Source organism: Catellatospora methionotrophica, from assembly GCF_011297335.1.
GTDB classification, from domain to species: Bacteria; Actinomycetota; Actinomycetes; order Mycobacteriales; family Micromonosporaceae; genus Catellatospora; species Catellatospora methionotrophica.
On the sequence record NZ_JAAOTJ010000020.1, the window covers coordinates 1 to 23970 of the forward strand.

The following is a 23970-nucleotide window of genomic DNA, read 5'->3' on the forward strand; positions in this document are numbered from 1 at the left end:
GCACCCGCCCCCACCCGCCCCCCACCTGCGCAACTCTTAAAGACTTGGGCCCACCGCACACGCGGGAGGGCCCAAGTCTTTAAGAGTTGCGGCTCGATCGGGGTGGCGGGGGTGGGTGGGTACGCCGAAGGGGGCCCGCTGGTTGCGGGCCCCCTTCGGGTCAGGCTTGTTGGTTACTTGGCCATCATGTCGGCGCCCCGCCAGGTGAACTCGGGGTCCGCCGCCACTTCCACGGCAATCTTGACAAGGTCGTCGGCGTACTTGTTGGCGTGGTGTCCGCAGAACACCAGCTCGCCCCCACCGGCCAGCTTCACACGCAATTTGCCCGCCGCGTTACAGCGGTCGCACCGTTCATCGGCGGCTGGGGCAGCCACCGTTTCCGGCGGCGGCGTGAGGGTCTGGGTCATCGCCTTCCTCCTCTGGTCGTCACCGATGCTGATATCCATCGTCGATCCGCCGAGTCCAGCAGCGCCGAACCCGCCATTGTCATTCAGCTCGTTGCCCATGAAGCCTCCAACACCGGCCGCGCCGGAGGGCTTCCCGGTTGGGGCCTCGGGGGGACCGGGGTCACAGCCGGTGAGCGTTCGAGCCTACCTGGTCAGACGGGCTATCGGGGAGATGACCCGTCCTGCACAGTGTGCCGTTCCACCAGAGTGCCACGTCAACGATCGCGCGTCGAACAGAAACAGAGCGCCTACCCGTGTATGTACGCACGGTGACCAACTCTGTACGTTCGGTGGATGGTAAATGTCCGATACGCGATGAATGTCGACTTGACTAGCTGGTGTTAGTCGAGGTAGTCGCGCAGGACCTGCGAGCGCGACGGGTGCCGCAGCTTGGACATGGTCTTGGACTCGATCTGCCGGATGCGCTCACGGGTGACCCCGTACACCTGCCCGATCTCGTCTAAAGTCCGCGGCTGGCCGTCGGTGAGGCCGAACCGCAGGCGCACCACGCCCGCCTCCCGCTCGGACAGCGTCTGCAGCACCTGCTGGAGCTGGTCCTGCAGCAGCGAGAAGGAGACCGCGTCGACGGCCACGACCGCCTCTGAGTCCTCGATGAAGTCGCCGAGCTGGCTGTCGCCCTCGTCGCCGATGGTCTGGTCCAGCGAGATGGGCTCCCGGGCGTACTGCTGGATCTCCAGCACCTTCTCCGGGGTGATGTCCATCTCCTTGGCCAGCTCTTCCGGGGTGGGCTCACGGCCCAGGTCCTGGAGCAGCTCACGCTGTATGCGGCCGAGCTTGTTGATCACTTCGACCATGTGCACCGGGATGCGGATGGTGCGGGCCTGGTCGGCCATGGCGCGGGTGATGGCCTGGCGGATCCACCAGGTGGCGTACGTGGAGAACTTGTAGCCCTTGGTGTAGTCGAACTTCTCGACGGCGCGGATGAGGCCGAGGTTGCCCTCCTGGATCAGGTCCAGGAACGCCATGCCGCGACCGGTGTAGCGCTTGGCCAGCGAGACCACCAGGCGGAGGTTGGCCTCCAGCAGGTGGTTCTTGGCCCGCTCGCCGTCACGGGAGACCCACAGCAGGTCGCGCTGCATGTCGCGGGTCAGCGACAGGCCCTCCTCCTCGGCCTGGCGCAGCCGCTCGGCGGCGTACAGCCCGGCCTCGATGCGCTTGGCGAGCTCGACCTCCTGCTCCGCGTTGAGCAGCGGAACCTTGCCGATCTGCTTGAGGTAGGCGCGGACCGAGTCGGCCGACGCGGTCAGCTCGGCGTCCTTGCGGGCCTGCTTGAGCGCCTCGGACTCCTCGGCGTCCCACTCGAAGTCGTCGGAGGCGGCGGCGTCGGCCTCGGCGGCCTGGGCCACCTCGACCGGCTCGTCGACCACGACGTCCTCAAGATCGGCGGCCAGCTCCTCGATGGAGAGGTCGGCGCCGTCGGGCTCGTCGCCCTCGCCGGGCTCGCCCTTCTTGGCGGCCTTGGCGGGGACGGCCTTGTCGCCTGTCTTCTTCTCGACAGCCTTCTTGGCGGCTGCCTTCTTCGCGGGAGCCTTGGTGCCCTCGGCGCCGTCCTCCGCCTTCGCGGGGGCGGCCTTGGCGGCCGCCTTCACCGCCTTGGCGGGGGCGGCCTTGGCCGGAGCGGCCTTCGGGGCCAGCTTGACCGGAGCGGACGCCTCGGCGCCGCCCTCGGTCGGTGCGGCCTGCTTGGGTGCGGCGGGCTTGACGGTCTTCGACGCGGCGGGCGGGGCCGCCTTCGCGGTGGTGGCCTTCGAGGCGGGAGTCGCGGCCCGCGCGGCGGCCACCTTGCGGCGGCCGTTGGCGGAGTCGTCGACCTCGACCGTCACGCCCGCCTCGAGCAGAGCCCGAAGCATCTTCTTGGCCTGGGCGGGCGTGACGTCGGCAGCCTCGACGGTGCGCGCGACATCCGCAGGCGTGAGCCGGCCGCCGGCGCCTGCGGCTTGGGCGAGCAGCATGTCGGTGAGCGTGCGAACGTCGGCGCTGATCTGGCGGGCTTCAGTCACGGACGACCTTCCGGAGGCGAGTATCAAACAAGAATCTGCGGCATCGGCCGCGTCGCATGGCGCGTCGCGGTAGGTCAGCCAGTGTGATGTGTGGATGCCCTCGCGCCTTCGGCACGTGGCAGGCGTGAATTGTAGCGCCGTACCCGGCGATCATCTCGGCGCGCACGCCGCAGGAGGTCCGCGAGCGGGCTCCGGGGCCTTGGCAGGATGGCACCAGGTGACGAGGAGGACGGTCGTGAACGAGCTGGAATTGCTGGATATCGCGGTGCAGGTGGCCGCTGACGCGGCCGACACCGCTCGCCGTATGCGTAACGAGGCGATCAACGATGTCGGCACGAAATCCACCGCGACGGACGTCGTGACGGCCGCGGACCGCGCGGTCGAGCAACAGGTGATCGCCGCGCTGGCGGCGCGGCGTCCGGGTGACACGGTACTCGGCGAGGAGTTCGGCGGCGCGGGAATTGCCGGTGCGGGCGGCGTCCGCTGGATCGTGGATCCGATCGACGGGACGGTCAACTACCTCTACGGGCTGGCCCAGTACGCCGTGTCGATCGCGGCGGAGGTGGACGGGCAGGTCGTGGCCGGGGTGGTGCGCAACGCGGCGACCGGGGACACCTGGACCGCGGCGCGGGGCCACGGAGCGTGGCGCGACGGGCGGCGGCTGACCGGCTCGACGGCCACCGAGCTGGCCCTGTCGCTGGTCGGCACGGGCTTCGGCTACGCCCGGGAGCGGCGCGCCCATCAGGCGGGCGTGGTGGCCCAGGTGCTGCCACTGGTACGCGACATCCGGCGGATGGGGGCGGCCGCGCTGGACCTGTGCGCGGCGGCCGAGGGGATGCTCGACGCGTACTACGAGAAGGGCCTGGCGGAGTGGGACCTGGCCGCCGGCGGCCTGATCGCGCACGAGGCCGGGTTGCTGGTCACCGGCCTGTCCGGCCGCCCGGCAGGCACCGCGATGGTGCTGGCCGCGCCGCCTGCCCTGCACGCCTCACTGGACTCCCTGCTCAGCGGGCTGCTGGCGGACGGCGGCCCGTAGGCCTCAGCGGGGTGACCAGGAACGACCGAAGGCTCCGTCCGGCCGCGTACAGCGGCCGGACGGAGCCTTCCTCGCTCAGGGTGGGGCGACCCGGGGTGCGATAGGTCAGGGCTTCTCCGCGCAGGTGCCCTCGGGCAGCACGGGACGGCCCAGCGCGGCGACCGCCTGGCGCATCTCGGTGGGCGTGGCGAGCTGCTTGAACTGCCCGCCGATGATCACGTCGATGGTGTCGTTGTCACGCTTGATGTCGAACACCGGCTCGACGTCGTTGAGGAAGTACGCCTTGAGCAGCTGGGCCGCGCCGACCGTCTTGGGGCCGTAGCGCAGCTCGGCGACGATCTCGGGCTGGGCCTTCTTCTCGTTGCCGGTCTTCTCCACCTTGAACTTGCGGTTGGTGAAGTCCGCGGCCACGTTACGGGCGAGGTCGACCGTGGTCGTGGCGTTGTAGACGTTGATCTTCACGTCGCTCTCGGAATCGGGCAGCGTGTTGTCGACGGGCACGTAGCCCGCCGGACAGCTCTGGACCACCGGAGCGTCACTCTGCGTGTCACGATTGAGCGTGATCACGGCCAGGGTGATACCGATGATCGCCAGGGTGCTGATGATGGCGATCGCCCGAATTCGTGCTAGTTGCATCTCGGTGCCGCTCCCCGTGAGCCAGAGGTCCGCTGCCGCCACTTGACGGCATAGGGCCAGAGATTATCGGTTGACCGGCCCGCCGGGGGCCGCGACCCGACAGACGGCCGGAATTGGCCGGACGTTCCCGGCGCGCCGACCGTGATCGGCGGGCGGCTGCCCCTACCTTGGTCTCGCCTGACCCGGCGGCCCCATAACGCTGTCGGCTCAGTCACATCGGGAACAACTTCGCGTGCGGGAGCGTACAACTCCCACACGGGCGCGCTAAAGTACCGCGCTCGTCGAGAGTGACGACGCCGCGTACGCATGACGGACAAGACACAAATTGGGAGTGTGACAATCGATGGCCACCGACTACGACGCGCCGCGCCGTGACGAGGCCGACCTCGGTGAGGACAGCCTCGAGGAGCTGAAGGCCAGGCGTGTCGACACACAGTCGGGCAGCGTGGACGTGGACGACACCGACCTCGGCGAGAACTTCGAACTGCCCGGCGGCGACCTCGCCGACGAGGAGCTGACGGTGAAGGTCGTGCCGATGCAGGCCGACGAGTTCCGCTGCTCGCGCTGTTTCCTGGTGCACCACCGCAGCCAGCTGGCAGGCGAGCGCAACGGCGAGCCGATCTGCCGCGAGTGCGCCTGACCGCGGGTGCCTTCCGGACGATTCCGGGGCTTGACGCGATGGGGTGAGATGGCGCAGAACATCTGGGTACACCGATCGTAGGCACGCCGCCATCGGACGCGGCGTGCCGCACGGGCCTGATACCGGGTGGCCGTGACGACCGTCGCGAACACCGGGCGCCATCTCAGCTGACAGGAGCCTGCCATGACCCCCAGCCCCGACCAGGTGCCCGACGAGACCTCGTCGGGCCCTGCCGCGCCCGGCGCCGGACGGCCGGACGAACTGGCGCTCGCGGTGGGGGCGCTGGCCGACGAGGACCTGGACAAGGCCGGACGGCGCAAACTGCTCGGGCGCATGCTGGTGGGCCTGCGCGAGCGCGGGGTCAAGGAAGTCTTCATGCCCCGCAAGGCGATCAACTGGATCACCGAGGCGGTCTCCGACCTGGCCCCGCACGTGCCGGTCCGCAACCTGGAGACGCTGCGGCGGCACTACCCGGGCCTCAGCGACGACGCCCTGGCCGAGCGGCTGATCCGCAACGCGGCCCGCGCCGCCGCGGGTGTCGGCGCGGTCGGCGGCGGCATGGCCTCCATCGAATGGGCGGTGCCGCCCACCCTGCTGTCCACGCCGGTGCTGCTGGCGACGGAGACGGTCGGGGTCGTCGGCATCGAGCTCAAGCTCATCGGCGAGCTGCACGAGGTGTACGGCCAGCCGGTTATCGGCACGCCGTCACAGCGGGCCGTCAGCCTCATGCAGGCCTGGGCCAGCCACCGCGGCATCAGCCCGATGCTGCCCGGCGCGGCCGCGGCCACGGTGCTCGGCACGGCCACCCGCAAGCAGTTGCGCGACATGGTGCTCAAGCGGTTCGGGCGCAACCTGACCACGCTGGGCCCGCTGCTGACCGGCGCGGCCATCGCCAGCTACCTCAACCGCAAGGCCACCCGCCGGCTGGGCAACGACATCCGCAACGACCTGCGGCTCAAGCTTCCCCGTCCGGTGCTGCCGCCGGGATCAGCCGACGCGGCGTAGCGCGCGGGCGAGGTCCTCGGGCCGGCGGCTGCTGATCACCCAGTACGGCGTGACGTCGTCGGGGTCGTCGAGCACCACCTGCACCGCGCCGGGGACCCACGGCCGCTGCACGACGAACGCCATCGGATCGGCGCTGGGCCCGAGCAGCTCGCGCTTGGTCTCGGCGTCCAGCGGGATGACCTGCGCGATGTGGCGCAGCGGCAGCCGGGCGTCGTCGACCAGGAACTCGTCGCCGGTCACACTGATCCTGATCCGGCCGAGCCGCCACAGGCCGACCACCACCAGGGTCAGCACTACCGGGTACGCCACCCAGCCACGGGGACCGGCCGCGCCCAAACCGACCTGCGCCGCCAACACGGCTCCCACCAGCAAGGACGGCAGCCACAGCCACCATGGCACGGACAGGCGCTCGGTGTGACCGGACACAGGCCGTGCCGCACCGGCCCCTGTCGCCGTTGTGCCTGAGGATGCCGTGCCGCCGGGATGTGTCACAGCATCGAGGGTAGGGCCCGCCGGGTCGATCAGGCGCGGCAGGATAGAGGCAAGAGACGCAGCTCCCGTCGCGGGCGCGCGTCAGGCACTTCCCCCCGGAGGTTTGACCGTTGTATCCCCCTGCGACCCCGCCCGTCGTGGTGCCGATCCGGCGGCTCGACCCGGACCTGCCCCCGCCGTCGTACGCCCATCCGGGCGACGCCGGCGCCGACCTGTACGCCGCCGAGGATGCGGTGCTCGCGCCGGGCGAGCGCCGGCTCGTGCCGACGGGGGTGGCGATAGCCCTGCCGGACGGGTTCGTGGGATTGGTCCACCCCCGGTCCGGTCTGGCCGCCAAGATGGGGGTGACCGTGCTCAACGCGCCCGGCACCGTGGACGCGGGCTACCGGGGCGAGATCCTGGTCCAGCTGATCAACCATGACCGGGCGAACACCGCCAAGATCTCTCGCGGCGACCGCATCGCGCAACTTGTCGTGCAGCGGGTGGAGCGGGCACACTTCCACGACGTCGCCGAACTGCCGGAATCCGTACGGGGCACCGGCGGGCACGGCTCGACGGGGAAATGAGGAGGAACAGTGATCTTCTCGCGACGACGTGCGGCCACGGGTGGCCGGCACGCCAAGGCGGAGGAGCCGAAGTTCGTGGACGCCCGCGCCGCCCGGCGCGCCGCGCTGCTCGGCGAGGACTGGCAGCCCGAGGAGGCTGACCGTCCCACCGCTCCGGCCGCCAACGGCGCCCTTTCCCCCGAGCCCTCGATCTTCGGCGACGACGGCCCGTACGACGAGTACGACGCGCCCGACGCCCCCCGGCTGGACCTGGGCAGCCTGCTGCTGCCCGCGGTCGACGGGGTCGAGATCCGGGTGCAGGCCGGTGAGCAGGGCGTGATCCAGCAGATCGCGCTCGTGCACGGCCCCAACGCGCTCCAGCTGGGCGTCTTCGCCGCGCCGCGGACCGAGGGCATCTGGGACGAGGTGCGCGAGGAGATCCGCAAGTCCCTGTTCGCCGACGGCGTCGGGGCCGAGGAGGTGACCGGGCGCTGGGGCATCGAGCTGCGGGCCCGGATCCGTACCCCCGAGGGCTTCAACGACCTGCGCTTCATCGGCGTCGACGGGCCGCGCTGGATGGTCCGTGCGGTGTTCCAGGGCCCGGCCGCGGTCGACGTGACCGAGGCCGGACCGCTGACCCTGGTGCTGACCGGCCTCGCGGTGCGCCGCGACGACACGGCCCGCCCGGTCCGCGAGGCGCTGCCGTTGCGCCTGCCCGCGAACATGGCCGAGGAGGCCGCGGCCCGCAAGGCCGCCGCCGAGGCTCCGGCCGAGCCGCCCGTCGAGCAGCCCCGCCAGCAGCAGTACGGCGAGAACGCCTACGGCGACCCGTACGGCGGCTCCGGCAACCAGCTGGTGCCCGGCCGGGTGCCGCCGCCGCCCGCGCCGACCCCGTTCGGCTCGATCGCGCCGGCGGGCGTCAACGGCACTGCGGCCCCGGCCGCCGGTGACGTGCCGCGCCGCAAGCCCTCACCGCGCCCGCGCCGCGACTGACCTCGGCCGCACTGTGCGCCCCGGCGCGCGCCCCGTTCGCGCGGCGCGCGCCGCCCGCCCGTGTTGTTCGGCCCGGGGTGTCCCCACCCGGGGCGGCCCGCAGTAGGCTGGCTTGATACGCGCCGTTCGGGGACCTCGCCCCGGCGGGGAAGGATGAAGCAGGTCATGTCGACCGACGAAGCCCGATCACGGCACAAGGGGCTGCGTGGCATGCTCCACCGGCTCACGGCCTCCGACTCCGAGCTGGAGTCCGAGGAACTGCGCCGGGACACCCAGCTGGCGGGCTGCGTCTGCGCGGACACCGTGCACCGTGGCGATCTCGTCAACGTCAGCGGCCGCCTGCGCACCGTGGTCTATACGCCGCGCACCAACCTGCCGACGCTGGAAGCCGACCTCTACGACGGCACCGACCTGATCACCCTGGTCTTCCTCGGCCGCCGCCACATCAACGGCATCGAACCGGGTCGCGGGGTGCACGTGCGGGGGCGCGTCGCCGTACGGGACGGCCGCAAGGTCATCTACAACCCTTACTACGAGCTGGAAGCGGCCGCGTGAGCGAGCGATCCGCGCGCAGCGAGGAGCAGATCATGAGCGAGCCTGTCAGCGACCGTGACCGTGCCCTGACCAAGAGCGACCGTGACCGTGCCCTGACCAAGGACGATCCCGAGGAGCTCCCGCCGTTCGCCGAACAGGTCGCCCAGCAGCTGGGCGGCTGGCGGGGGATGACCGAGGCGGCCATTCCCGTCATCGTGTTCGTGCTGACCAACATCGTGCTGGGCTTCTGGTTCCCGGCCGAGGAGTCGCGCATCGCGCTGCAGTCCGCGATCGGCGCGTCCGCGGCGGTGGCGATCGTGGTCGCCGTGGTCCGGCTGGCCCAGAAGCGGCCGGTCCGGTTCGCGTTGAACGGGCTGTTCGGCATCGCCCTGGGGGCGTGGATGGCCTGGGACTCCGGCAAGGAGGTCGACTTCTACCTGCCGGGTATCTGGATCACGATGGGGCAGATCGTGGTGCTGCTGGGCTCGATCGCGCTGCGCCACCCGATGGTGGGCTGGTTCTGGTCGGTGATCGCCAACGGCGGCCGCAACGACTGGCGCGGCGACGACCGCCTGGTGCGCGCCTTCTCGCTGCTGACCGCGCTGTGGGCGGCCGTGTTCGCGATCAAGGTGGTGGTCCAGGGCTGGCTGTGGATGGCCGAGCAGGGCACCGCGCTCGGCATCGCCCGCATCGCGATGGGCACGCCACTGTTCGCCCTGCTCGTCGTGATCAGCTTCGGGGTCGTCCGCCGCGTACGCCGCGAGGAACCCCGCCCCGCCTGACGCGGCTGATTTTCACGGGGTCAGCGGCGACGGGAGCGGGTCTTCTCGACGCTGTCGGCGCCGAGCATGACCGAGCGGACCTGCTCCTCGACCTCGACGGTGCAGACGAAGACCAGCTCGTCGCCGACCTCCACCGGGTCGTCGGGGGTCGGGGCGAGCACGCGGCGGCCGCGCACGATGGCGACCAGCGCGCTGTCGGGCGGCAGCGGGATGGAGCGGACCGGCAGGCCGACGTGCGGCGCGTCCTCGGGCAGGGTGATCTCGACGAGGTTGGCCTCGCCGTGCCGGAAGGTCATCAGCCGGACCAGGTCGCCGACGGTGACGGCCTCCTCGACCAGCGCCGCCATCACGCGCGGCTTGGAGACGGAGACGTCCACGCCCCACTGCTCGGTGAACAGCCACTCGTTCTCGGCCCGGTTGACCCGGGCGACCACGCGCGGGACCGCGAACTCGGTCTTGGCCAGCAGCGACACCACCAGGTTGACCTTGTCGTCACCGGTGGCGGCGACGACGACGTCGCAGGCGGCGAGGTTGATCTCCTGGAGGCTGGACAGCTCGCAGGCGTCGGCGAGCACCCAGTCGGCGGCGGGCACCCGCTCGGGGCGCAGCATGCGCGGCTGGCGCTCCAGCAGCATGACCTGGTGGCCGTTCTCGATCAGCTCCTGGGCGATGGAGCGCCCGACGTTGCCCGCACCGGCGATGGCGACCCGCATGGTGACTCCTCCTAGGCCGCGGCCGGCGGCGCGGCGGCGATCTTGGTGACGGTTTCCGCGATGTCGTCGGTGACCAGCATGAACACCTGGTCGCCGTCCTGCAGCACGGTCGATGAGGTGGTCAGCGCGCCGAGGCCGAAGCGCATCAGGAAGGCAGTCCGGGTGCCGGTCGCGTCCTCCAGCGCCTGCAGCGGGTGGCCGATCCAGGCGGGGTTCACCGGGGTTTCGATGATGGCGACGGTGCTGGTGGGGTCGCGGTAGAGCTCGGTGGCGCCCTCGGGCACCAGGTGCCGCACGATGCGGTCGGCGGTCCAGCGCACGGTCGCGACGGTGGGGATGCCCAGCCGCTCGTACACCTCGGCGCGGCGCTGGTCGTAGATGCGGGCCACGACGCGCTGCACGCCGAACGTCTCGCGGGCCAGCCGCGCGGAGATGATGTTGGAGTTGTCGCCGCTGGAGACCGCGGCGAACGCGTCGGCGCGTTCGATGCCGGCCTGCACGAGGACTTCGCGGTCGAAGCCGACCCCGGTGACCGTGGTGCCCGCGAAGTCGGGGGACAGGCGGCGGAACGCGTCGGCGTCCTGATCGATGATCGAGACGGAGTGGCCGCGCGCCTCCAGGCTGTGCGCGAGCGTCGAGCCGACCCGGCCGCACCCCATGATCACAACGTGCACGTCACGTCCTTCCGGCAATGCCGTCGTCCGGCCCCGCGTCAGCGGCTCGTCCCGGGCGGGCCGCCGGTGGGCGGCGCGCGTCGCGGGGACTTCCCACGTCGCCCAGCCTGCCATGCGCGCTAACGGCGCGCGACATCAGAGTGCCACGTGGCTTCGCGCCCGGGCGTCGTAGGCTCCCACATGTGGCGAGACCTACCTCCCTGCTGAAGCGCCTCCTGCTCGGCAGGCCGTTCCGTTCCGACCGACTGCAGCACACCCTGCTGCCCAAGCGCATCGCACTACCGATCTTCGCCTCCGACGCGCTGTCCAGCGTCGCCTACGCGCCGAACGAGATCCTGCTGACCCTGTCGATCGCGGGCGCGGCCGCCTACGTGTACTCCCCGTGGGTGGCGCTGGCGGTCGTGGTGGTCATGCTGACCGTCGTCGCCAGCTACCGGCAGAATGTGCATGCCTACCCGTCCGGTGGTGGCGACTACGAGGTCGCGACCGTCAACCTGGGTTCCAAGTCCGGTCTGGCCGTCGGCAGCGCGCTGCTGGTCGACTACGTGCTCACGGTGGCGGTGTCGATCTCGTCGGGCGTGGAGAACCTCGGCGCGGCGATCCCGCTGATCGGCCGGCACGAGGTGGTCACCGCGGTGGTGCTGATCGCGCTGCTGGCCGCCGTGAACCTGCGCGGCCTGCGCGAGTCGGGTTTCATGTTCGCCATCCCGACCTACCTGTTCATGCTGGCGATGCTCGGCCTGATCGGCTGGGGTGTGGTCCGGATCTTCGTGCTGGGCGAGGACCTGAAGGCCCCGAGCGCGGACCTGACCATCCTGCCCGAGCACGGCCTGCAGGTCGGTGCGAGCTTCGCCTTCGCCTTCCTGCTGGTGCGCGCGTTCTCGTCGGGCTGCGCGGCACTCACCGGTGTCGAGGCGATCTCCAACGGGGTGCCCGCGTTCAAGCCGCCCAAGAGCAGGAACGCGGCCACCACACTGCTGATGCTCGGCCTGCTGTCGATCATCATGCTGGTCTCGATCATCGCGCTGAGCCTCAAGACCGGGCTGCAGTACGTCGAGAACCCGGCGGAGCAGATCGTGGACGTCGCGCCGAACTACGTGCAGCCGACCGTGATCGCACAGCTCGCGTCGACGATCTTCGACCACTTCCCGGTCGGCTTCTACCTGGTGATCGCGGTGACCGCGCTCATCCTGGTGCTGGCCGCCAACACCGCGTTCAACGGCTTCCCGGTGCTGGGCTCGATCCTGGCGCAGGACCGGTACCTGCCGCGCCAGTTGCACACCCGCGGCGACCGGCTGGCGTTCTCCAACGGCATCCTGCTGCTGGCCGTCTTCGCGGCGATCCTGGTCGTCGCGTTCCAGGCGGAGACCACGCGGCTGATCCAGCTGTACATCGTCGGGGTGTTCGTGTCGTTCACCCTGTCGCAGATCGGCATGCTGCGGCACTGGAACCGGCTGCTGCGCACCGAGCGCGACCAGGCGACCCGGCGGCGCATGAAGCGGTCCCGGGTGATCAACGGCTTCGGCGCGGTGCTGACCGGCTTCGTGCTGATCCTGGTGCTGCTGACCAAGTTCACCCACGGCGCGTGGATCTCGATCGCCGCGATGGCGGTGATCTACGCGGTGATGGTCGGCATCCGCAAGCACTACGACACGGTCGCCCGCGAACTGGTCCCGTCGGAGGAACGGCCGGTGCTGCCCGCCCGCAACCACGCGATCGTGCTGGTCAGCAAGCTGCACCTGCCGACCATGCGAGCGCTGGCCTACGCGAAGGCGACCCGGCCGGACACGCTGACCGCGCTGACGGTCAACGTGGACGTCGCCGACACCCGCGCCATCCAGGCCGAATGGGAGCGGCGCGGCATCAACACGCCGCTGACCGTGGTCGACTCCCCCTACCGGGAGATCAGCCGCCCCATCATCGACTACGTGAAGTCGCTGCGCCGGGCCTCGCCGCGCGACGTGGTGACGGTCTACATCCCGGAGTACGTGGTGGGCCGCTGGTGGGAGCACATCCTGCACAACCAGTCGGCGCTGCGGATCAAGGGCCGGCTGCTGTACGAGCCGGGCGTCATGGTCACCAGCGTGCCCTGGCAGCTGGCCTCGACCAACAGCACCGACCTGGACCGGCTGGACCGCGACCTGGTACGCAGCCCGGCCCGTGGCCCGCGCGCGGGGGAGGACGCCTGATGGCAGCCGTGACAGAGCTCTACGAGGGCGACAAGGTCGAGGTGACCGTCGGGCCGATCGCGCACGGCGGGCACTGCGTGGCCCGGCACGAGGGCCAGGTGATCTTCGTACGGCACGCGCTGCCCGGTGAGCGGGTGGTCGTGGAGATCACCGAGCTGCACAAGGCCTACCTGCGCGGCGACTGCGTCGAGGTGATCGAGGCGGCGGCCGACCGGATCACCCCGCGCTGCCCGTACGCCCATGCCGACGGCTGCGGAGGCTGCGACCTGCAGCATGTCGCGTCCCCCGCGCAGCGGGAGTGGAAGGCGGCCGTGGTGCGCGAGCAGCTGGAGCGCCTGGGCAAGCTCGACGCGGCCGAGGTCGCGGCGCTGGGCGTCACGGTCGAGGCGCTGCCCGGCGGCGACGAGGGGTGGCGCACCCGCGTCCGCTACCGCGCGGACGCGCTCGGGCGGCCCGGTCTGCTCAAGCACCGGTCGAACGAGGTGGTGGCGATCGACCGCTGCCGTATCGCGCACCCGGAGATCCAGCAGCTCGACGTGCTGGGGAGGCGCTGGCCGGACACCGACCTGATCGACGTGGTCAAGCCGTCGGCCGGGCCCGCGCAGCTGGTCCAGGACCCGCCGCAGCAGATCGTGGAGCGGGCCGCCGGGCACGGGTTCACGATCTCCGCGGGCGGGTTCTGGCAGGTCCACCCCGCCTCGGCGGAGACGCTGGTGCAGGCGGTGCTGGCGATGCTGGACCCGCAGCCCGGCGAGCACGCCTGGGACCTGTACGGCGGCGCGGGGCTGTTCGGCGCCGCGCTGGCCGACCGGGTCGGGGTGACCGGCGCGGTGACCCTGGTCGAGTCGGCCCGCGACGGGGTTGTCGCGGCCCGGAACAACCTGGCCGCGCTGCCGGTGCGCGTCATCGAGGCGACGGTCGAGCGGGCGCTGCACCGCGACCGGCGGCCCAAGGAGCGGCTGCCGCACCCCGACGTGGTGGTGCTGGACCCGCCGCGCACCGGGGCCGGGGCGGCCGTGGTGCGCGCCATCACAGCGGCCCGCCCACGCGCGGTGGCATACGTGGCCTGCGATCCGGCCGCACTGGGCCGTGACGTGCGCACCTTCCGTGAACAAGGCTGGGAACTGCGGGAACTGCGGGCCTTCGACTGCTTCCCGCAGACCCATCACGTCGAGTGCGTGGCCCTGCTGACCCCGCGGGGGTGAATTCCCAGCACCGCACGGGGAGCAGGGGTGAGTGAAGGTCGTGTGAAGGGGTGGCGAGCCGGTGAGCGGCCGTGCGTGCTGCCGATAGACTTCCCGGACATGGGTAAGCGGTACGCAGAGCACTCCCACCGGAGTGCCGCACGGACCGGCGGTGAGAGCGCGGCGAGGGCATTGGGCGGGGCTGGTGTGCTTCAGGCCGCCGACGAGCGCAGCGAGGAGAAGGCATGAATGAGGGCGCGACCCTGCTGAGTTCCGTCAAGGGACCGCAGGATCTCAAGACCCTGTCCCCGGAGCAGCTGACCGGCCTGGCGGCCGAGATCCGCGACTTCCTGATCGCGAAGGTCGCGCGCACCGGCGGGCACATCGGCCCGAACCTCGGTGTGGTGGAGCTCACTCTCGCGATGCACCGGGTGTTCGACTCCCCGGCCGACCGCTTCATCTTCGACACCGGCCACCAGGCATACGTGCACAAGATGGTCACCGGCCGGATGGACGGCTTCGACCAGCTGCGCCAGCGCGGTGGCCTCACCGGCTACCCGAGCCAGGCCGAGAGCGAGCACGACCTGGTCGAGAACTGCCACGCCTCGACCGCCCTCTCCTACGCCGACGGCATGGCCAAGGGATACGCCCAGCGCGGGGAGAAGCGCCACGTCGTCGCGGTCGTCGGGGACGGCGCGCTGACCGGCGGCATGTGCTGGGAGGCGCTGAACAACATCGCCGCCACGGACAACCCGTTGGTGATCATCGTCAACGACAACGGCCGCTCGTACGCGCCGACGATCGGCGGCCTGGCCGACCACCTCGCCACGCTGCGCCTGAACCCGGGGTACGAGAAGGTCCTGGACCTGGTCAAGGACGCGTTGGAGAAGACCCCGCTGGTCGGCAAGCCGCTGTTCGACGCCCTGCACGCGGTCAAGAAGGGCATCAAGGACGCGGTCGCGCCGCAGGCGATGTTCGAGGACCTGGGCCTGAAGTACATCGGGCCGGTCGACGGGCACGACCAGGCCGCGCTGGAGTCCGCGCTGGGCCGGGCGCGCCGCTTCGGCGGACCGGTGATCGTGCACGCGGTCACCGCCAAGGGCTACGGCTACCAGCCGGCCCTCAACGACGAGGCCGACCGCTTCCACGCGCCGAGCGCGTTCGACCCGGAGACCGGCCGCCTGCTGGCCGCGCCCAGCCTCAAGTGGACCAAGGTGTTCGCCGAGGAGCTGGTCGAGATCGCGGGCGAGCGGCCCGACGTCGTCGGCATCACCGCCGCGATGCCCGAGTCCACCGGCATCGACAAGCTCGCCGCGGCGTTCCCCGGCCGGGCGTACGACGTGGGCATCGCCGAGCAGCACGCGACCACCTCGGCGGCGGGCCTGGCGCTGGCCGGGCTGCACCCGGTGGTGGCGATCTACGCGACGTTCCTCAACCGCGCCTTCGACCAGGTCCTGCTGGACGTGGCGCTGCACCGGCTGCCGGTCACGTTCGTGCTGGACCGGGCGGGCATCACCGGCCCGGACGGCCCGAGTCACTACGGCATCTGGGACATGTCGGTGTTCGGCGTGGTGCCCGGCCTGCGCATCGCGGCCCCGCGCGACGCCGAGACGCTGCGCGAGGAGCTGCGCGAGGCGATCGGCGTCGACGACGGCCCGACCATCGTGCGCTTCCCGACCGGCGCGGTGCCCGCGGCGCTGCCCGCGCTGCGCCGGGTCGGCGGCTCGGACGGGCTCGGCGGCCTGGACGTGCTGGCCGAGACCGACCGCAAGGACGTGCTGCTGGTCTCGGTGGGCGCGTTCGCGCACCTGTCGGTGCAGGTCGCCGCGAAGCTGGCCGAGCGCGGCTTCGGCGTCACCGTGGTCGACCCCCGCTGGGTGCGCCCGGCCCCGGTCGACCTGGTGCCCCTGGCCCGCGAGCACAAGCTGGTGGTGACGCTGGAGGACGGCGTACGCGCCGGTGGCGTCGGCGACGCCGTGTCCAAGCTGCTGCGCGACAACGAGGTGGACGTGCCGCTGCGTGACCTGGGCGTGCCGTCGACGTGGATCGACCACGGCACCCGCGCCGAGATCCTCGCCGAGATCGGGCTCACCGTTCCCGAGATCACCGAGCGGGTCACCAAGTGGGCCTCGGCGGTGACCTCCGCCGCCCCGTCGCCACTGGTGACCTCGGTGCGCGGCTGACCGACCGCTGGATCCGGAGCCGCCGACGACAACCCGTCGGCGGCTTCGGCGCGTCTGAGCACGCGAAGCCCCACGGGCCACGCTGGACGGCCGCCGCCGACCGTGCGGACGGACCGTGGGCGGAACGCGTGAGGTGGTACGGGCGTGGTGCGTGAGTCTGGCGCTGTCACGGTCATCGACCTCGGTGTGCTGCCGAGCGAGGAGCCGGGCGAGCCTCCGGCGCGGATCGACCTGCTGCTGTGGGGACGCCGGCTGGCCGCGGTGTTCACCGTCGCCGCCGTGCTGGCCGGGGTCACCGCGGCCGCCCCGCTGCCACGGCACCGGCTGTCCACGCTGGCCGTGCTGCCGTCGTCGGCCGGGGTCGCGCGGGTGGTCGACGCCGGGCTGGTGATGGTGTTCGAGAACCAGCGCGCGGTCGCGTACGACCCGGACGGCTGGCGGGCGCTGTGGTCCGTGCAGGGCAGCGCGTTCGTCCACGCGGTCGCGTACCAGGATCTGGTGCTGCTGTTCCGCGGTGACGCGATGAACGAGCCCGCCGCGCAGCGCCCCGAGTGGGCCCGTGCCGTGGACCGGGCGACCGGGCTGCTGCGCTGGAGCAGCGATCGGCAGGTGGAACTGCAGGGCGACGTCATGACGGTGTACGTGGTCGCCGACCTGGAGCAGCGGGTCGAGTTCCACGATCCCCGCACGAACGAGCTGCGCTGGCGGCTGCCGTCCTCGCTCACCTGGGTGAGTGACCAGCGGCGTTCGGCGCTGTGGCGCATCGCGCCCGACGGCGCGCTGGTCGAGCACGATCTGCTGACGGGTGCGGTGCGCCGCACCGAGCGCGTACGCCTTCCCGACAAGGGCGAGAACCTGAACCTGCGGGTCGCCCGCGGCGCACTGGGCATCGCGTCGTTCGGCGAGCGCGGCTACAGCGAGCCGACGCTCTGGTACGACACCACGAGCCTGGCCGGGATCAGCGGCGTCGGCCAGTGGAGCTGGGAGCACGACTGTGGCCGTGGCCTGCACTGCGCGTACTCGCTGGACGGTGAGCGGGTCTACCTGGTCGACCCGGCCACCGGTGCGGTGATCCGGTCCGTGGCCGACGGCCGGGCCTTCGGCAGCCCGCTGGGCCTGCTGGTGGTCGGGCCGCAGGACAGCGGCACCTCCTTCAGCCTGCCGACCGTCGGCGCGGTGCTGGACCCGAGCACGGCCGTGCAGCGAGCCGACCTGAAGGGCTGGCGGGTGCTCGGGATGGACGACAGCATAGTGCGCGTGCTCGCCCACTACGACGTGCCGCACAAGCTGACCTACCTGGCCGAGCTGACCGACCGGGAGGCGGTGCGGCTCGGCCCGGTGCCGCACCTGCTGCGGGAGTGCACGACCGCCGGGCGGGCCCTGGTCTGCGCCACCATGGCCGGTGACATCGTGGTGCTGCGGATCGAACAGGACCGCCCGTGACGGCCGTGCTCATCGACCTCGGCGACGACTGGGGGACCGGCCGGGCCCCGGAGCCCGAGCCGCCCGCGGGACGACGCGGGCCGCTGCGGCGGGCCGCCATGCTGGCGTGCGCGGTCCTCTGCGCGCTGACCGTGACCGCCGCCGCCCCCGCGCCGCCGCGCCGGCTCACCGAGCTGGCCCGCTGGTTCCAGCCGGTAGCCGCGATATCGGCGGTGGGTTCGGACACCTTCCTGGTCAACGCCATGGACGGGGTCGCGGCCTACGGCGCGACCGACGGCCGCCTCCGGTGGCGGATCGCGGGCGGTCTCATCGACTGGGTGCAGGACACCGGCGACGTCGTCGTGCTCGGGTTCGCCCAGCCGGAGAGCACGTCGTCGCAGCCCCGGCTGCCGCTCGCGGACGCGGTGGCCGTCGACCGGCGGACCGGGCGGGTGCTCTGGCGGACGCAGGCCTACCTGGAGCAGGTCGCGGGCCTGCTGGTCAGCTATGCCGGCGATCCCGATCGGCCGGCGGTCGAGGTGCGCGACCCGGCGACGTTCGGGCTGCGCTGGCGGGTGCCGGGGGCGCGGTCGTTCGCCCTGGACCGCTGGGGCACCGGGCTGTGGGAGCTGGCGGCCGACGGCAAACTCGTCGAGCACGACCTGGCCAGCGGCGCGGTGCGCCGCAGCGCGCGGGTGCCGCTGCCGCCGGGGGACAAGGTGTCCGTCGTGGTCAGCCGCGACGCGGTCGGCATCGCCGGACGCCGGTTCGACGCGGACGGTTTCGAGCGGACCACGGACACGCTGTGGTACGCCCGCGCCGATCTGGCCCCCGTCGGCGGGGAGAACCGTTGGCCCTGGGTCGTCGACTGCGGCGCGGGGACGTCCTGCGCCTACCCGCTCGACCGGGGAAAGCCCCAGCTGATCGACACCGCGACGGGCACCCCGATCCGGCCACTGGAGGACACCCGGCACGTCGGCAGTCCGGCGGGGTTGCTGCTGTTCGAGGCCGGTGACGAGGTCGGGAGCAAGATCCGGGCACGCGTGGAGCCGATGCGCCACCAGGAGCGCACCGACGTGGCGGGCTGGCAGGTCCTGTCCGTCACGGAACAGGTGGCGCACGTCCTCGGCCGGGTGGACCAGGCCCGGACCGCCACCCACCTGGCAGAGCTGACGGCGGACGGGATGCGCCCGCTCGGACGGCAGCCGTACGTGCTGATGCAGTGCGTGTCGGTGCCGCACGCCCTGCTCTGCACGACCACGGGCGGCGACGTCGTCATCTGGCGGGTCGGGCGGGAACGGGCCTGAGGCCCGCCACGGGGACGGCGGGCGGCGCGGCCAGGCAGTCCTGGCGCAGCCGCCCGCGGATGTGCGACGGTGTGCCTTCGGGCAGTGGACCCTGCTCCGCACGCACGCCGGCGACCGGGTGACCCCCCGGGGCGGCCGCGCGACTGGATCAGGTGCCGCAGGAGGCAGGGTGACCGTCCTCATCGACCTCGGCGACCCGCGCGGCGTCGACGACGACGAGCCCGGTGACGGCCCGCGGCTGTCCCGCACCGGGCGGCGGGCGGCGGCGCTGCTGGCCGTCGTGCTCGCCGGGTTGCTGTCCTGCGCCGGTTCGGCGCCCGCGACGCCCTGGCCGCTGCGCCGGATCGCCCAGCTCGCGCCGCCGCTGTCCGCGCCCGTCGTGTTCGCGGGCGGCCTGGTGCTGGTGGTGCACCGGGCCGAGGCAGCCCGGGAGCTGGTCGCCGTCGGGGACGCCGACGGCGCGGTGCGCTGGCGGGTGCCGCTGGCCGGGCGGTCCACCGAGGTGCACGAGGCCCGGCAGGTCGGCGCGACGCTGCTGGTCACCGTGCTGGACACGGCGGCGGCCGACGAGCCGTGGACCACGTACGCGCTGGATCCGGCGACCGGGCGGCGGCTGTGGCAGGAACGCGCCTACCAGCTGGGCGTCGCGTCGGGCACCGTCGTGCTGACCGGCATGTCCGCGGCGGCCGACTGGTACGGCGGCTGGGACGTGGCGACCGGGCGGCGGCTGTGGCGGCACACCCTGGACGCGTCCTACCGGCTGTCGCCGTACCTGGCGGACGGGGAGCTGGCAGGGCTGGTGCTGGTCGAGGACGCCGACGGCGACCGGGTGCGGCTGGTGGGCCTCGACGGGCAGCTGGGCGACGTGCACCCGCTGCCCGCTCCGACCACCGCCGTGCAGGTGGTCGGCAGCCTGGTGGTGGCGGCATACGAGCGAGACGGCCGCCGCCGGGTCACCGCGCTGCGGCTGCCCACGCTGGCCACCGCGTGGGACGTCGCGCCCGCGTTCGGCAGCCGCCACGTCTACCTGACCGCGTGCGCGCCGCTGGTATGCGCCAGCGCGGCCGACGAGGTCTGGCTGCTCGACCCGGTCGGCGGCACGGTGCGCTGGCAGGGCCGGGTCGGCGGGTTCACGCCGCTCGGGCCGGACCGGGTGCTGACCGGCACCGACGAGCGCCCCCAGGCCGGGGTGCTTCGCGACACCACGACCGGCGCGGAGTTGCTGCGTATGGACGAGTGGACGCCGGCCGGGACCGACGGCCGCAGGCTGGTGCTGACCCGTACGGATGGGCAGCGGACCTGGTTCGGGGTGGTCGAGCTGGCCCGGCCGGACCGGATCAGGCTGATCGGCATCGGCGGGATCACGCTGGACCGCTGCTGGCTGGGCGGCTCGTCGCTGGTCTGCCAGTCGCTGGTCGGCCTGGACGTCTACCGCGTCGCGGACTGACCGGCGGTCACCAGTTGGCCTGTCCGGGCGGGGCAGGCAGCGGCACCGACGCGGGGTGGATCACGTAGACCACGCCCCGGCTGCTGTCGAGCCAGGCGGCCTCCCACGCGGCGCGGCCGACCGTCTTGCGCACCGCGGCGTTGTCCGGCGAGTTCGGGTCGTTGAGCACCGGATCCCCGTCGGCGGTGAAGCCGACCAGCGCCACCAGGTGGCCCCTGGTGTCGTAGTCCAGCCCGGGGATCTGGCCCTTGCGGTAGGAGGCCGACGCGATCAGCGGGATGCCCGCGGCGATGAAGCGCTCAGCCTCGTTCAGCGAGCGCAGCCGGGTGACGAAGGCGCGCAGCCCGAACCGGCCCGCGTACGCGGTGTTGAAGGGCCAGTTGCCGCAGCCGGAGAAGGCGAGGTCGTAGGTGTGCCGGGCGGCGAAGTCGACCCACGGGTCGGCGTGGCCGGGCGCGACCCAGGCGTAGTCGGCCGGGGCGGGGCCCGCGCCCCAGTAGGCCAGCACCATCGAGGTGGAGGCCGGGCTGCACCAGGCCTCCCCGCCGTTGTCCCACTGCGGGTGCTCGCCCCGGTGCAGTTGCTGGGAGTAGGGCGGCACGTCCAGCACCAGGCCCTGCGCGGCGAGCGGGACGCTCGGGGCGAGGCTGCCGGGCGCGGGCAGCGCGGAGGCGACCGCGCCCAGCGTGCGCAGCACCGGGGTGTCCGTGCTGCCGACCGGGCGCAGCAGGGTCGCCCGCAGCCGCCAGGAGGTCAGGGCGCGCCCGTCGGCGGCGGTGTAGGTGTCGGCATGCACGGTGCCGTCCTCGTCGGCCTGGCCGCGTACGGAGGTGCGCCGGAAGGCCGTGTCGTCGGCGGCCCAGTCGCCGAGCCGGAACCACGTCGTGGTGGTGCCCGCTGCGGTGGTGCCGCTCAGCTCGACGCGGACGAAGCTGCCGCCCGGGGTGTCGGCCGTCCAGGACGGGATCACCTCGGTCGCGGCGAAGCCGGCGGCGGTGGCCGGGCCGGTCCACGTCGCGGTCTCGTAGTCCGCGGTCAGCCCGGTCACCGGATCGGTGTGCGACGCGGTCGCGGTCGCGGTGGCCAGGGTGAGCCCGCCGGTGCCGGCGAAGACGCCGCTGCCGGTGCCCTCGGCCCAGCGCTGTGGGCTGTCCCACCGGCGGAACACGATGTCGCGGCCCGCGGAGCCCGGCTCGGCGGCCGGCTGACCGGCGGGCGGCGCGTCCTGGTCGATGGTCGTGGGCAGCGCCTCGCGCCGGTTCATCGGTGCCTCCCGTGCGTCGCCCGACCCATGGCATTTCTCTGCGATGAGGCTTCTATACGCGAAGATTTTTTGCAATGGCCCGGGGGCTCTATCTTCGTGGCAGACACGCTCGCCGGTTGGCGATGGTAAGCGGTCGCGAGAGGGGAACAGACGTGCGGGTGCTGGTGGTGGAGGACGAGCGGCACTTGGCCGATGCGATCGCCCGCGGGCTGCGCCGGCACGGGCTGGCCGTGGACGTCGCCTACGACGGCAGCGTGGGGCACGAGATGGCCTTCGTCACCCGGTACGACGTGGTCGTGCTGGACCGGGACCTGCCCGGCATGCACGGCGACCAGCTGTGCGCCGCGCTGGTCGGCTCCGGCGCGCTGACCCGCGTGCTGATGCTGACCGCCAGTGGCAGCGTCGCCGAGCGCGTCGAGGGGCTGCGGCTGGGCGCGGACGACTACCTGCCCAAGCCGTTCGCCTTCGACGAGCTGGTGGCGCGGGTGCAGGCGCTGGGCCGCCGGGCCACCCCGGTCACCCCGCCCGTGCTGCGCGCCGGGGATCTCGAACTCGACCCGGCCAAGCGCTCGGTGACCCGGGGCGGCGTGCTGATCGACCTGACCAACAAGGAGTTCGGCGTACTGGAGGAGCTGCTGCGGGCCCGGGGCGGCGTGGTCTCCACCGAGGAACTGCTGGAGCGGGTCTGGGACGCCAACACCGACCCGTTCACGACCATAGTGCGGGTCACCATGCGTACGCTGCGCATGAAGATCGGCCAGCCCGCGCTCATCGAGACGCTGGTCGGCGCGGGCTACCGCATCCCGTCGGCGGCTCAGGACGGTGCCGCGTGATGACCCGGCCGGTGCGCGTGCCCCGCCGCGGCCTGCGGCCCACCCTGCGCCTGCGGCTCACCCTGCTCAACGGGGTGCTGCTGGTCGGCGCGGGCGTCCTGCTGATGCTGGTCGCGTGGCTGGTCGTCAGCGCCGTGCTGCACCCGGCCGACGAGCTGGCCGCGGGCACCGTGGTCCGGCTCGCCGACGGCCAGCAGCTCGACGCCCGCCACTGGCAGGAGGCGGTGCGCGCCGCGGCGCAGACCGAGCTGACCGTCAAGGGACTGGTCGCGGTGCTGGCGATCAGCGTGGTGGGCGTTCTCGGGGCGTACGCCGTCGTCGGCCGCGCCCTGCGACCGCTGCACCAGGTCACCGCGACCGCCCGCAAGCTCGGCGGAGAGACCCTCGACCAGCGCATCCGCTACACCGGCGCGGACGACGAGGTCGCCGAGCTGGCCGACACGTTCGACGCGATGCTGGACCGGCTCGGCGCGGCCTTCACCGCCCAGCAGCGCTTCGTCGCCAACGCCTCGCACGAGCTGCGCACCCCGCTGGCGGTCATGCGCACCGAGATCGACGTGACGCTGTCCGATCCGGCCGTGGACATCGCCGAACTGCGGCGCATGGCCACCGTGGTGCGCGACGCCTCCGAGCGGGCCAACGCGCTGGTCGACGCGCTGCTGATGCTGGCCCGCAGCGAGGGACGCACCGGGTTGCGCAACGAGCCGGTCGATCTCGGCGCGGGCGTGCTCGGCGCGCTGTCGGCGATGGAGCGCGAGGTGCACCGCATCAAGATCGCGGTCGACACGCAACTGCACCCCGCTCCCGTCATCGGCGACCCGAGCCTGCTGGACCGGCTCGCGGGCAACCTCATCGAGAACGCGGTCCGCTACAACCACCTGGGCGGGCAGATCTGGGTGGAGAGCCGCCACGACGGCGAGTACGCCCGCCTCATGGTCGGCAACACCGGGTTCAAGGTGGACCAGGCCGACGTGCCAGGCCTGTTCGAGCCGTTCCGCCGCGGCGGGCGCGAGCGCACCGGAGCGCGGGGCTCCGGCCTGGGCCTGTCCATCGTGCGCGCGGTCTGCGTGGCCCACGGCGGCACGGTCGGCGCGGTGGCGCTGCCCGGTGGAGGTATGGAGGTCACCATCGCGTTGCCTCTAGCATCGGTGAAATGACCTCCCTCATCCGGCACATCACCGTGGACTGCACCGACCCGTACGCGCTGGCGGGCTTCTGGAGTGAGGTCACCGGCAACCCGCGCCACCCCGACGACAAGCCCGACGACACGGCGGCGCTGGTGATGTCGCCCGACGACGGGCCGAGCCTGCTGTTCATCGCCGTGCCCGAGGGCAAGACCGCCAAGAACCGGCTGCACCTGGACCTGCAGCCGAGCGGCTGCACCCGGGACGCCGAGGTCGAGCGGCTGCTCGCCCTCGGCGCGAGCCTGGTCGCCGACCTGCGCAACCCGGACGGCACCGGCTGGGCGGTCATGGCCGACCCGGAGGGCAACGAGTTCTGCGTCGAACGCTCCGCCGCCGAACGCGCCACGGCCGCCGTCTGAGCGCGGACCCCGGAAACGGCGATGATCGCTGTCTCGGGTCAGGAAGTGGGGTGATACCCCAGCTCTCGACCTGAGACAGCG

22 protein-coding genes and 1 pseudogene are annotated in these 23970 nt (G+C 72.4%); 16 read left to right on the forward strand and 7 right to left on the reverse strand.

Annotation, left to right across the window (positions count from 1 at the left end):
* Positions 1 to 173: 173 nt before the first annotated feature.
* Both HAV40_RS31040 and HAV40_RS31045 read right to left on the reverse strand, forming a co-directional pair.
* Entirely contained in the window at positions 174 to 407 is a 234-nt protein-coding gene (locus HAV40_RS31040) for a DUF7455 domain-containing protein (protein ID WP_120321755.1), read from the reverse strand.
* Between the two features lie 380 nt (positions 408 to 787).
* A complete protein-coding gene (locus tag HAV40_RS31045; RefSeq protein WP_166387580.1) occupies positions 788 to 2467 on the reverse strand; it encodes an RNA polymerase sigma factor in 1680 nt (559 codons plus the stop codon).
* A 235-nt stretch (positions 2468 to 2702) separates the two neighbouring features.
* Between HAV40_RS31045 and HAV40_RS31050 the strand changes: the two genes are divergently transcribed.
* Complete coding sequence (locus tag HAV40_RS31050) at positions 2703 to 3503, forward strand: inositol monophosphatase family protein (RefSeq protein ID WP_239086594.1); 801 nt, start codon at positions 2703 to 2705, stop codon at positions 3501 to 3503.
* A gap of 105 nt (positions 3504 to 3608) precedes the next feature.
* Here the strand turns inward: HAV40_RS31050 and HAV40_RS31055 are convergent, their stop codons facing one another.
* The gene (locus HAV40_RS31055) at positions 3609 to 4139 is read right to left on the reverse strand and encodes a LytR C-terminal domain-containing protein (RefSeq protein ID WP_239086595.1); all 531 of its coding nucleotides are present in this window, start codon (positions 4137 to 4139) and stop codon (positions 3609 to 3611) included.
* A gap of 343 nt (positions 4140 to 4482) precedes the next feature.
* Between HAV40_RS31055 and HAV40_RS31060 the strand changes: the two genes are divergently transcribed.
* Together HAV40_RS31060 and HAV40_RS31065 are read left to right on the forward strand one after the other, a co-directional pair.
* A complete protein-coding gene (locus tag HAV40_RS31060; protein ID WP_166387584.1) occupies positions 4483 to 4779 on the forward strand; it encodes a DUF4193 domain-containing protein in 297 nt (98 codons plus the stop codon).
* A 183-nt stretch (positions 4780 to 4962) separates the two neighbouring features.
* Positions 4963 to 5784, forward strand: a complete 822-nt coding sequence (locus HAV40_RS31065; RefSeq protein WP_166387586.1) for a hypothetical protein — start codon at positions 4963 to 4965, stop codon at positions 5782 to 5784.
* Here HAV40_RS31065 and HAV40_RS31070 read toward each other — a convergent pair.
* Positions 5767 to 6210 carry a DUF3093 domain-containing protein gene (locus HAV40_RS31070; protein ID WP_239086597.1) on the reverse strand — a complete coding sequence of 148 codons (444 nt, stop codon included), beginning with the start codon at positions 6208 to 6210 and terminating at the stop codon, positions 5767 to 5769. The two genes, HAV40_RS31065 and HAV40_RS31070, sit on opposite strands and share 18 nt — an antisense overlap.
* A 176-nt stretch (positions 6211 to 6386) precedes the next feature.
* Between HAV40_RS31070 and dut the strand changes: the two genes are divergently transcribed.
* The 4 genes and pseudogenes from dut to HAV40_RS31090 all read left to right on the forward strand — a co-directional run bounded on the left by dut (position 6387) and on the right by HAV40_RS31090 (position 9130).
* On the forward strand, positions 6387 to 6842 hold the full coding sequence (dut, locus tag HAV40_RS31075; RefSeq protein ID WP_166387590.1) for a dUTP diphosphatase: 456 nt from the start codon (positions 6387 to 6389) through the stop codon (positions 6840 to 6842).
* 9 nt (positions 6843 to 6851) lie between these two features.
* Positions 6852 to 7607 (forward strand): annotated as a pseudogene (locus tag HAV40_RS31080) (DUF3710 domain-containing protein); the annotation flags it as partial.
* Positions 7608 to 7979: 372 nt separating this feature from the next.
* The gene (locus HAV40_RS31085; protein ID WP_166387592.1) at positions 7980 to 8369 is read left to right on the forward strand and encodes an OB-fold nucleic acid binding domain-containing protein; all 390 of its coding nucleotides are present in this window, start codon (positions 7980 to 7982) and stop codon (positions 8367 to 8369) included.
* 32 nt (positions 8370 to 8401) lie between these two features.
* Entirely contained in the window at positions 8402 to 9130 is a 729-nt protein-coding gene (locus tag HAV40_RS31090) for a DUF3159 domain-containing protein (RefSeq protein WP_166387594.1), read from the forward strand.
* 20 nt (positions 9131 to 9150) lie between these two features.
* Here the strand turns inward: HAV40_RS31090 and HAV40_RS31095 are convergent, their stop codons facing one another.
* Together HAV40_RS31095 and HAV40_RS31100 are read right to left on the reverse strand one after the other, a co-directional pair.
* Complete coding sequence (locus tag HAV40_RS31095; RefSeq protein ID WP_166387596.1) at positions 9151 to 9843, reverse strand: potassium channel family protein; 693 nt, start codon at positions 9841 to 9843, stop codon at positions 9151 to 9153.
* An 11-nt stretch (positions 9844 to 9854) separates the two neighbouring features.
* A complete protein-coding gene (locus tag HAV40_RS31100; RefSeq protein ID WP_166387598.1) occupies positions 9855 to 10517 on the reverse strand; it encodes a potassium channel family protein in 663 nt (220 codons plus the stop codon).
* A gap of 182 nt (positions 10518 to 10699) precedes the next feature.
* On the opposite strand from HAV40_RS31100, the gene HAV40_RS31105 reads away from it, so the two are divergent.
* The 6 genes from HAV40_RS31105 (at position 10700) to HAV40_RS31130 (ending at position 20249) form a co-directional block, all read left to right on the forward strand.
* A complete protein-coding gene (locus HAV40_RS31105; protein WP_166387600.1) occupies positions 10700 to 12706 on the forward strand; it encodes an APC family permease in 2007 nt (668 codons plus the stop codon).
* A complete protein-coding gene (locus HAV40_RS31110) occupies positions 12706 to 13911 on the forward strand; it encodes a class I SAM-dependent RNA methyltransferase (protein ID WP_166387602.1) in 1206 nt (401 codons plus the stop codon). Before HAV40_RS31105 ends, HAV40_RS31110 begins: the two co-directional genes overlap by 1 nt.
* Before the next feature lie 224 nt (positions 13912 to 14135).
* Complete coding sequence (gene dxs / locus HAV40_RS31115) at positions 14136 to 16073, forward strand: 1-deoxy-D-xylulose-5-phosphate synthase (RefSeq protein ID WP_166387604.1); 1938 nt, start codon at positions 14136 to 14138, stop codon at positions 16071 to 16073.
* 144 nt (positions 16074 to 16217) lie between these two features.
* Positions 16218 to 17516 (forward strand): hypothetical protein, encoded by a 1299-nt coding sequence (locus tag HAV40_RS31120; protein WP_166387606.1) that lies wholly within the window; start codon positions 16218 to 16220, stop codon positions 17514 to 17516.
* Positions 17513 to 18802, forward strand: coding sequence for a hypothetical protein (locus HAV40_RS31125; RefSeq protein ID WP_166387608.1), 1290 nt, complete (start codon positions 17513 to 17515; stop codon positions 18800 to 18802). Before HAV40_RS31120 ends, HAV40_RS31125 begins: the two co-directional genes overlap by 4 nt.
* 169 nt (positions 18803 to 18971) lie before the next feature.
* Positions 18972 to 20249, forward strand: coding sequence for an outer membrane protein assembly factor BamB family protein (locus HAV40_RS31130; RefSeq protein ID WP_166387610.1), 1278 nt, complete (start codon positions 18972 to 18974; stop codon positions 20247 to 20249).
* A 7-nt stretch (positions 20250 to 20256) separates the two neighbouring features.
* Here HAV40_RS31130 and HAV40_RS31135 read toward each other — a convergent pair whose 3' ends face one another.
* Positions 20257 to 21513: a C39 family peptidase gene (locus HAV40_RS31135; RefSeq protein ID WP_166387612.1), complete on the reverse strand. Its 1257-nt coding sequence runs from the start codon at positions 21511 to 21513 to the stop codon at positions 20257 to 20259.
* 152 nt (positions 21514 to 21665) lie between these two features.
* Here HAV40_RS31135 and HAV40_RS31140 point away from each other — a divergent pair, with 152 nt between their 5' ends.
* Genes HAV40_RS31140 through HAV40_RS31150 form a run of 3 tightly spaced genes read left to right on the forward strand, consistent with a single transcriptional unit; the run spans position 21666 to position 23889 of the window.
* Positions 21666 to 22346, forward strand: coding sequence for a response regulator transcription factor (locus tag HAV40_RS31140; RefSeq protein ID WP_120318659.1), 681 nt, complete (start codon positions 21666 to 21668; stop codon positions 22344 to 22346).
* A complete protein-coding gene (locus HAV40_RS31145; RefSeq protein WP_166387614.1) occupies positions 22346 to 23503 on the forward strand; it encodes a sensor histidine kinase in 1158 nt (385 codons plus the stop codon). Before HAV40_RS31140 ends, HAV40_RS31145 begins: the two co-directional genes overlap by 1 nt.
* Entirely contained in the window at positions 23500 to 23889 is a 390-nt protein-coding gene (locus HAV40_RS31150; RefSeq protein ID WP_166387616.1) for a VOC family protein, read from the forward strand. Before HAV40_RS31145 ends, HAV40_RS31150 begins: the two co-directional genes overlap by 4 nt.
* Positions 23890 to 23970: the final 81 nt, after the last annotated feature.

What these genes read in the sequence shown, in the direction of transcription:
- HAV40_RS31040 (WP_120321755.1), bottom strand. Translation starts at nt 407, where the DNA reads ATGACCCAGACCCTCACGCCGCCGCCGGAAACGGTGGCTGCCCCAGCC.
- HAV40_RS31055 (WP_239086595.1), bottom strand. Translation starts at nt 4,139, where the DNA reads ATGCAACTAGCACGAATTCGGGCGATCGCCATCATCAGCACCCTGGCG.
- HAV40_RS31060 (WP_166387584.1), top strand. Translation starts at nt 4,483, where the DNA reads ATGGCCACCGACTACGACGCGCCGCGCCGTGACGAGGCCGACCTCGGT.
- HAV40_RS31065 (WP_166387586.1), top strand. Translation starts at nt 4,963, where the DNA reads ATGACCCCCAGCCCCGACCAGGTGCCCGACGAGACCTCGTCGGGCCCT.
- HAV40_RS31085 (WP_166387592.1), top strand. Translation starts at nt 7,980, where the DNA reads ATGTCGACCGACGAAGCCCGATCACGGCACAAGGGGCTGCGTGGCATG.
- HAV40_RS31090 (WP_166387594.1), top strand. Translation starts at nt 8,402, where the DNA reads ATGAGCGAGCCTGTCAGCGACCGTGACCGTGCCCTGACCAAGAGCGAC.
- HAV40_RS31095 (WP_166387596.1), bottom strand. Translation starts at nt 9,843, where the DNA reads ATGCGGGTCGCCATCGCCGGTGCGGGCAACGTCGGGCGCTCCATCGCC.
- HAV40_RS31110 (WP_166387602.1), top strand. Translation starts at nt 12,706, where the DNA reads ATGGCAGCCGTGACAGAGCTCTACGAGGGCGACAAGGTCGAGGTGACC.
- dxs (WP_166387604.1), top strand. Translation starts at nt 14,136, where the DNA reads ATGAATGAGGGCGCGACCCTGCTGAGTTCCGTCAAGGGACCGCAGGAT.
- HAV40_RS31135 (WP_166387612.1), bottom strand. Translation starts at nt 21,513, where the DNA reads ATGAACCGGCGCGAGGCGCTGCCCACGACCATCGACCAGGACGCGCCG.
- HAV40_RS31145 (WP_166387614.1), top strand. Translation starts at nt 22,346, where the DNA reads ATGACCCGGCCGGTGCGCGTGCCCCGCCGCGGCCTGCGGCCCACCCTG.
- HAV40_RS31150 (WP_166387616.1), top strand. Translation starts at nt 23,500, where the DNA reads ATGACCTCCCTCATCCGGCACATCACCGTGGACTGCACCGACCCGTAC.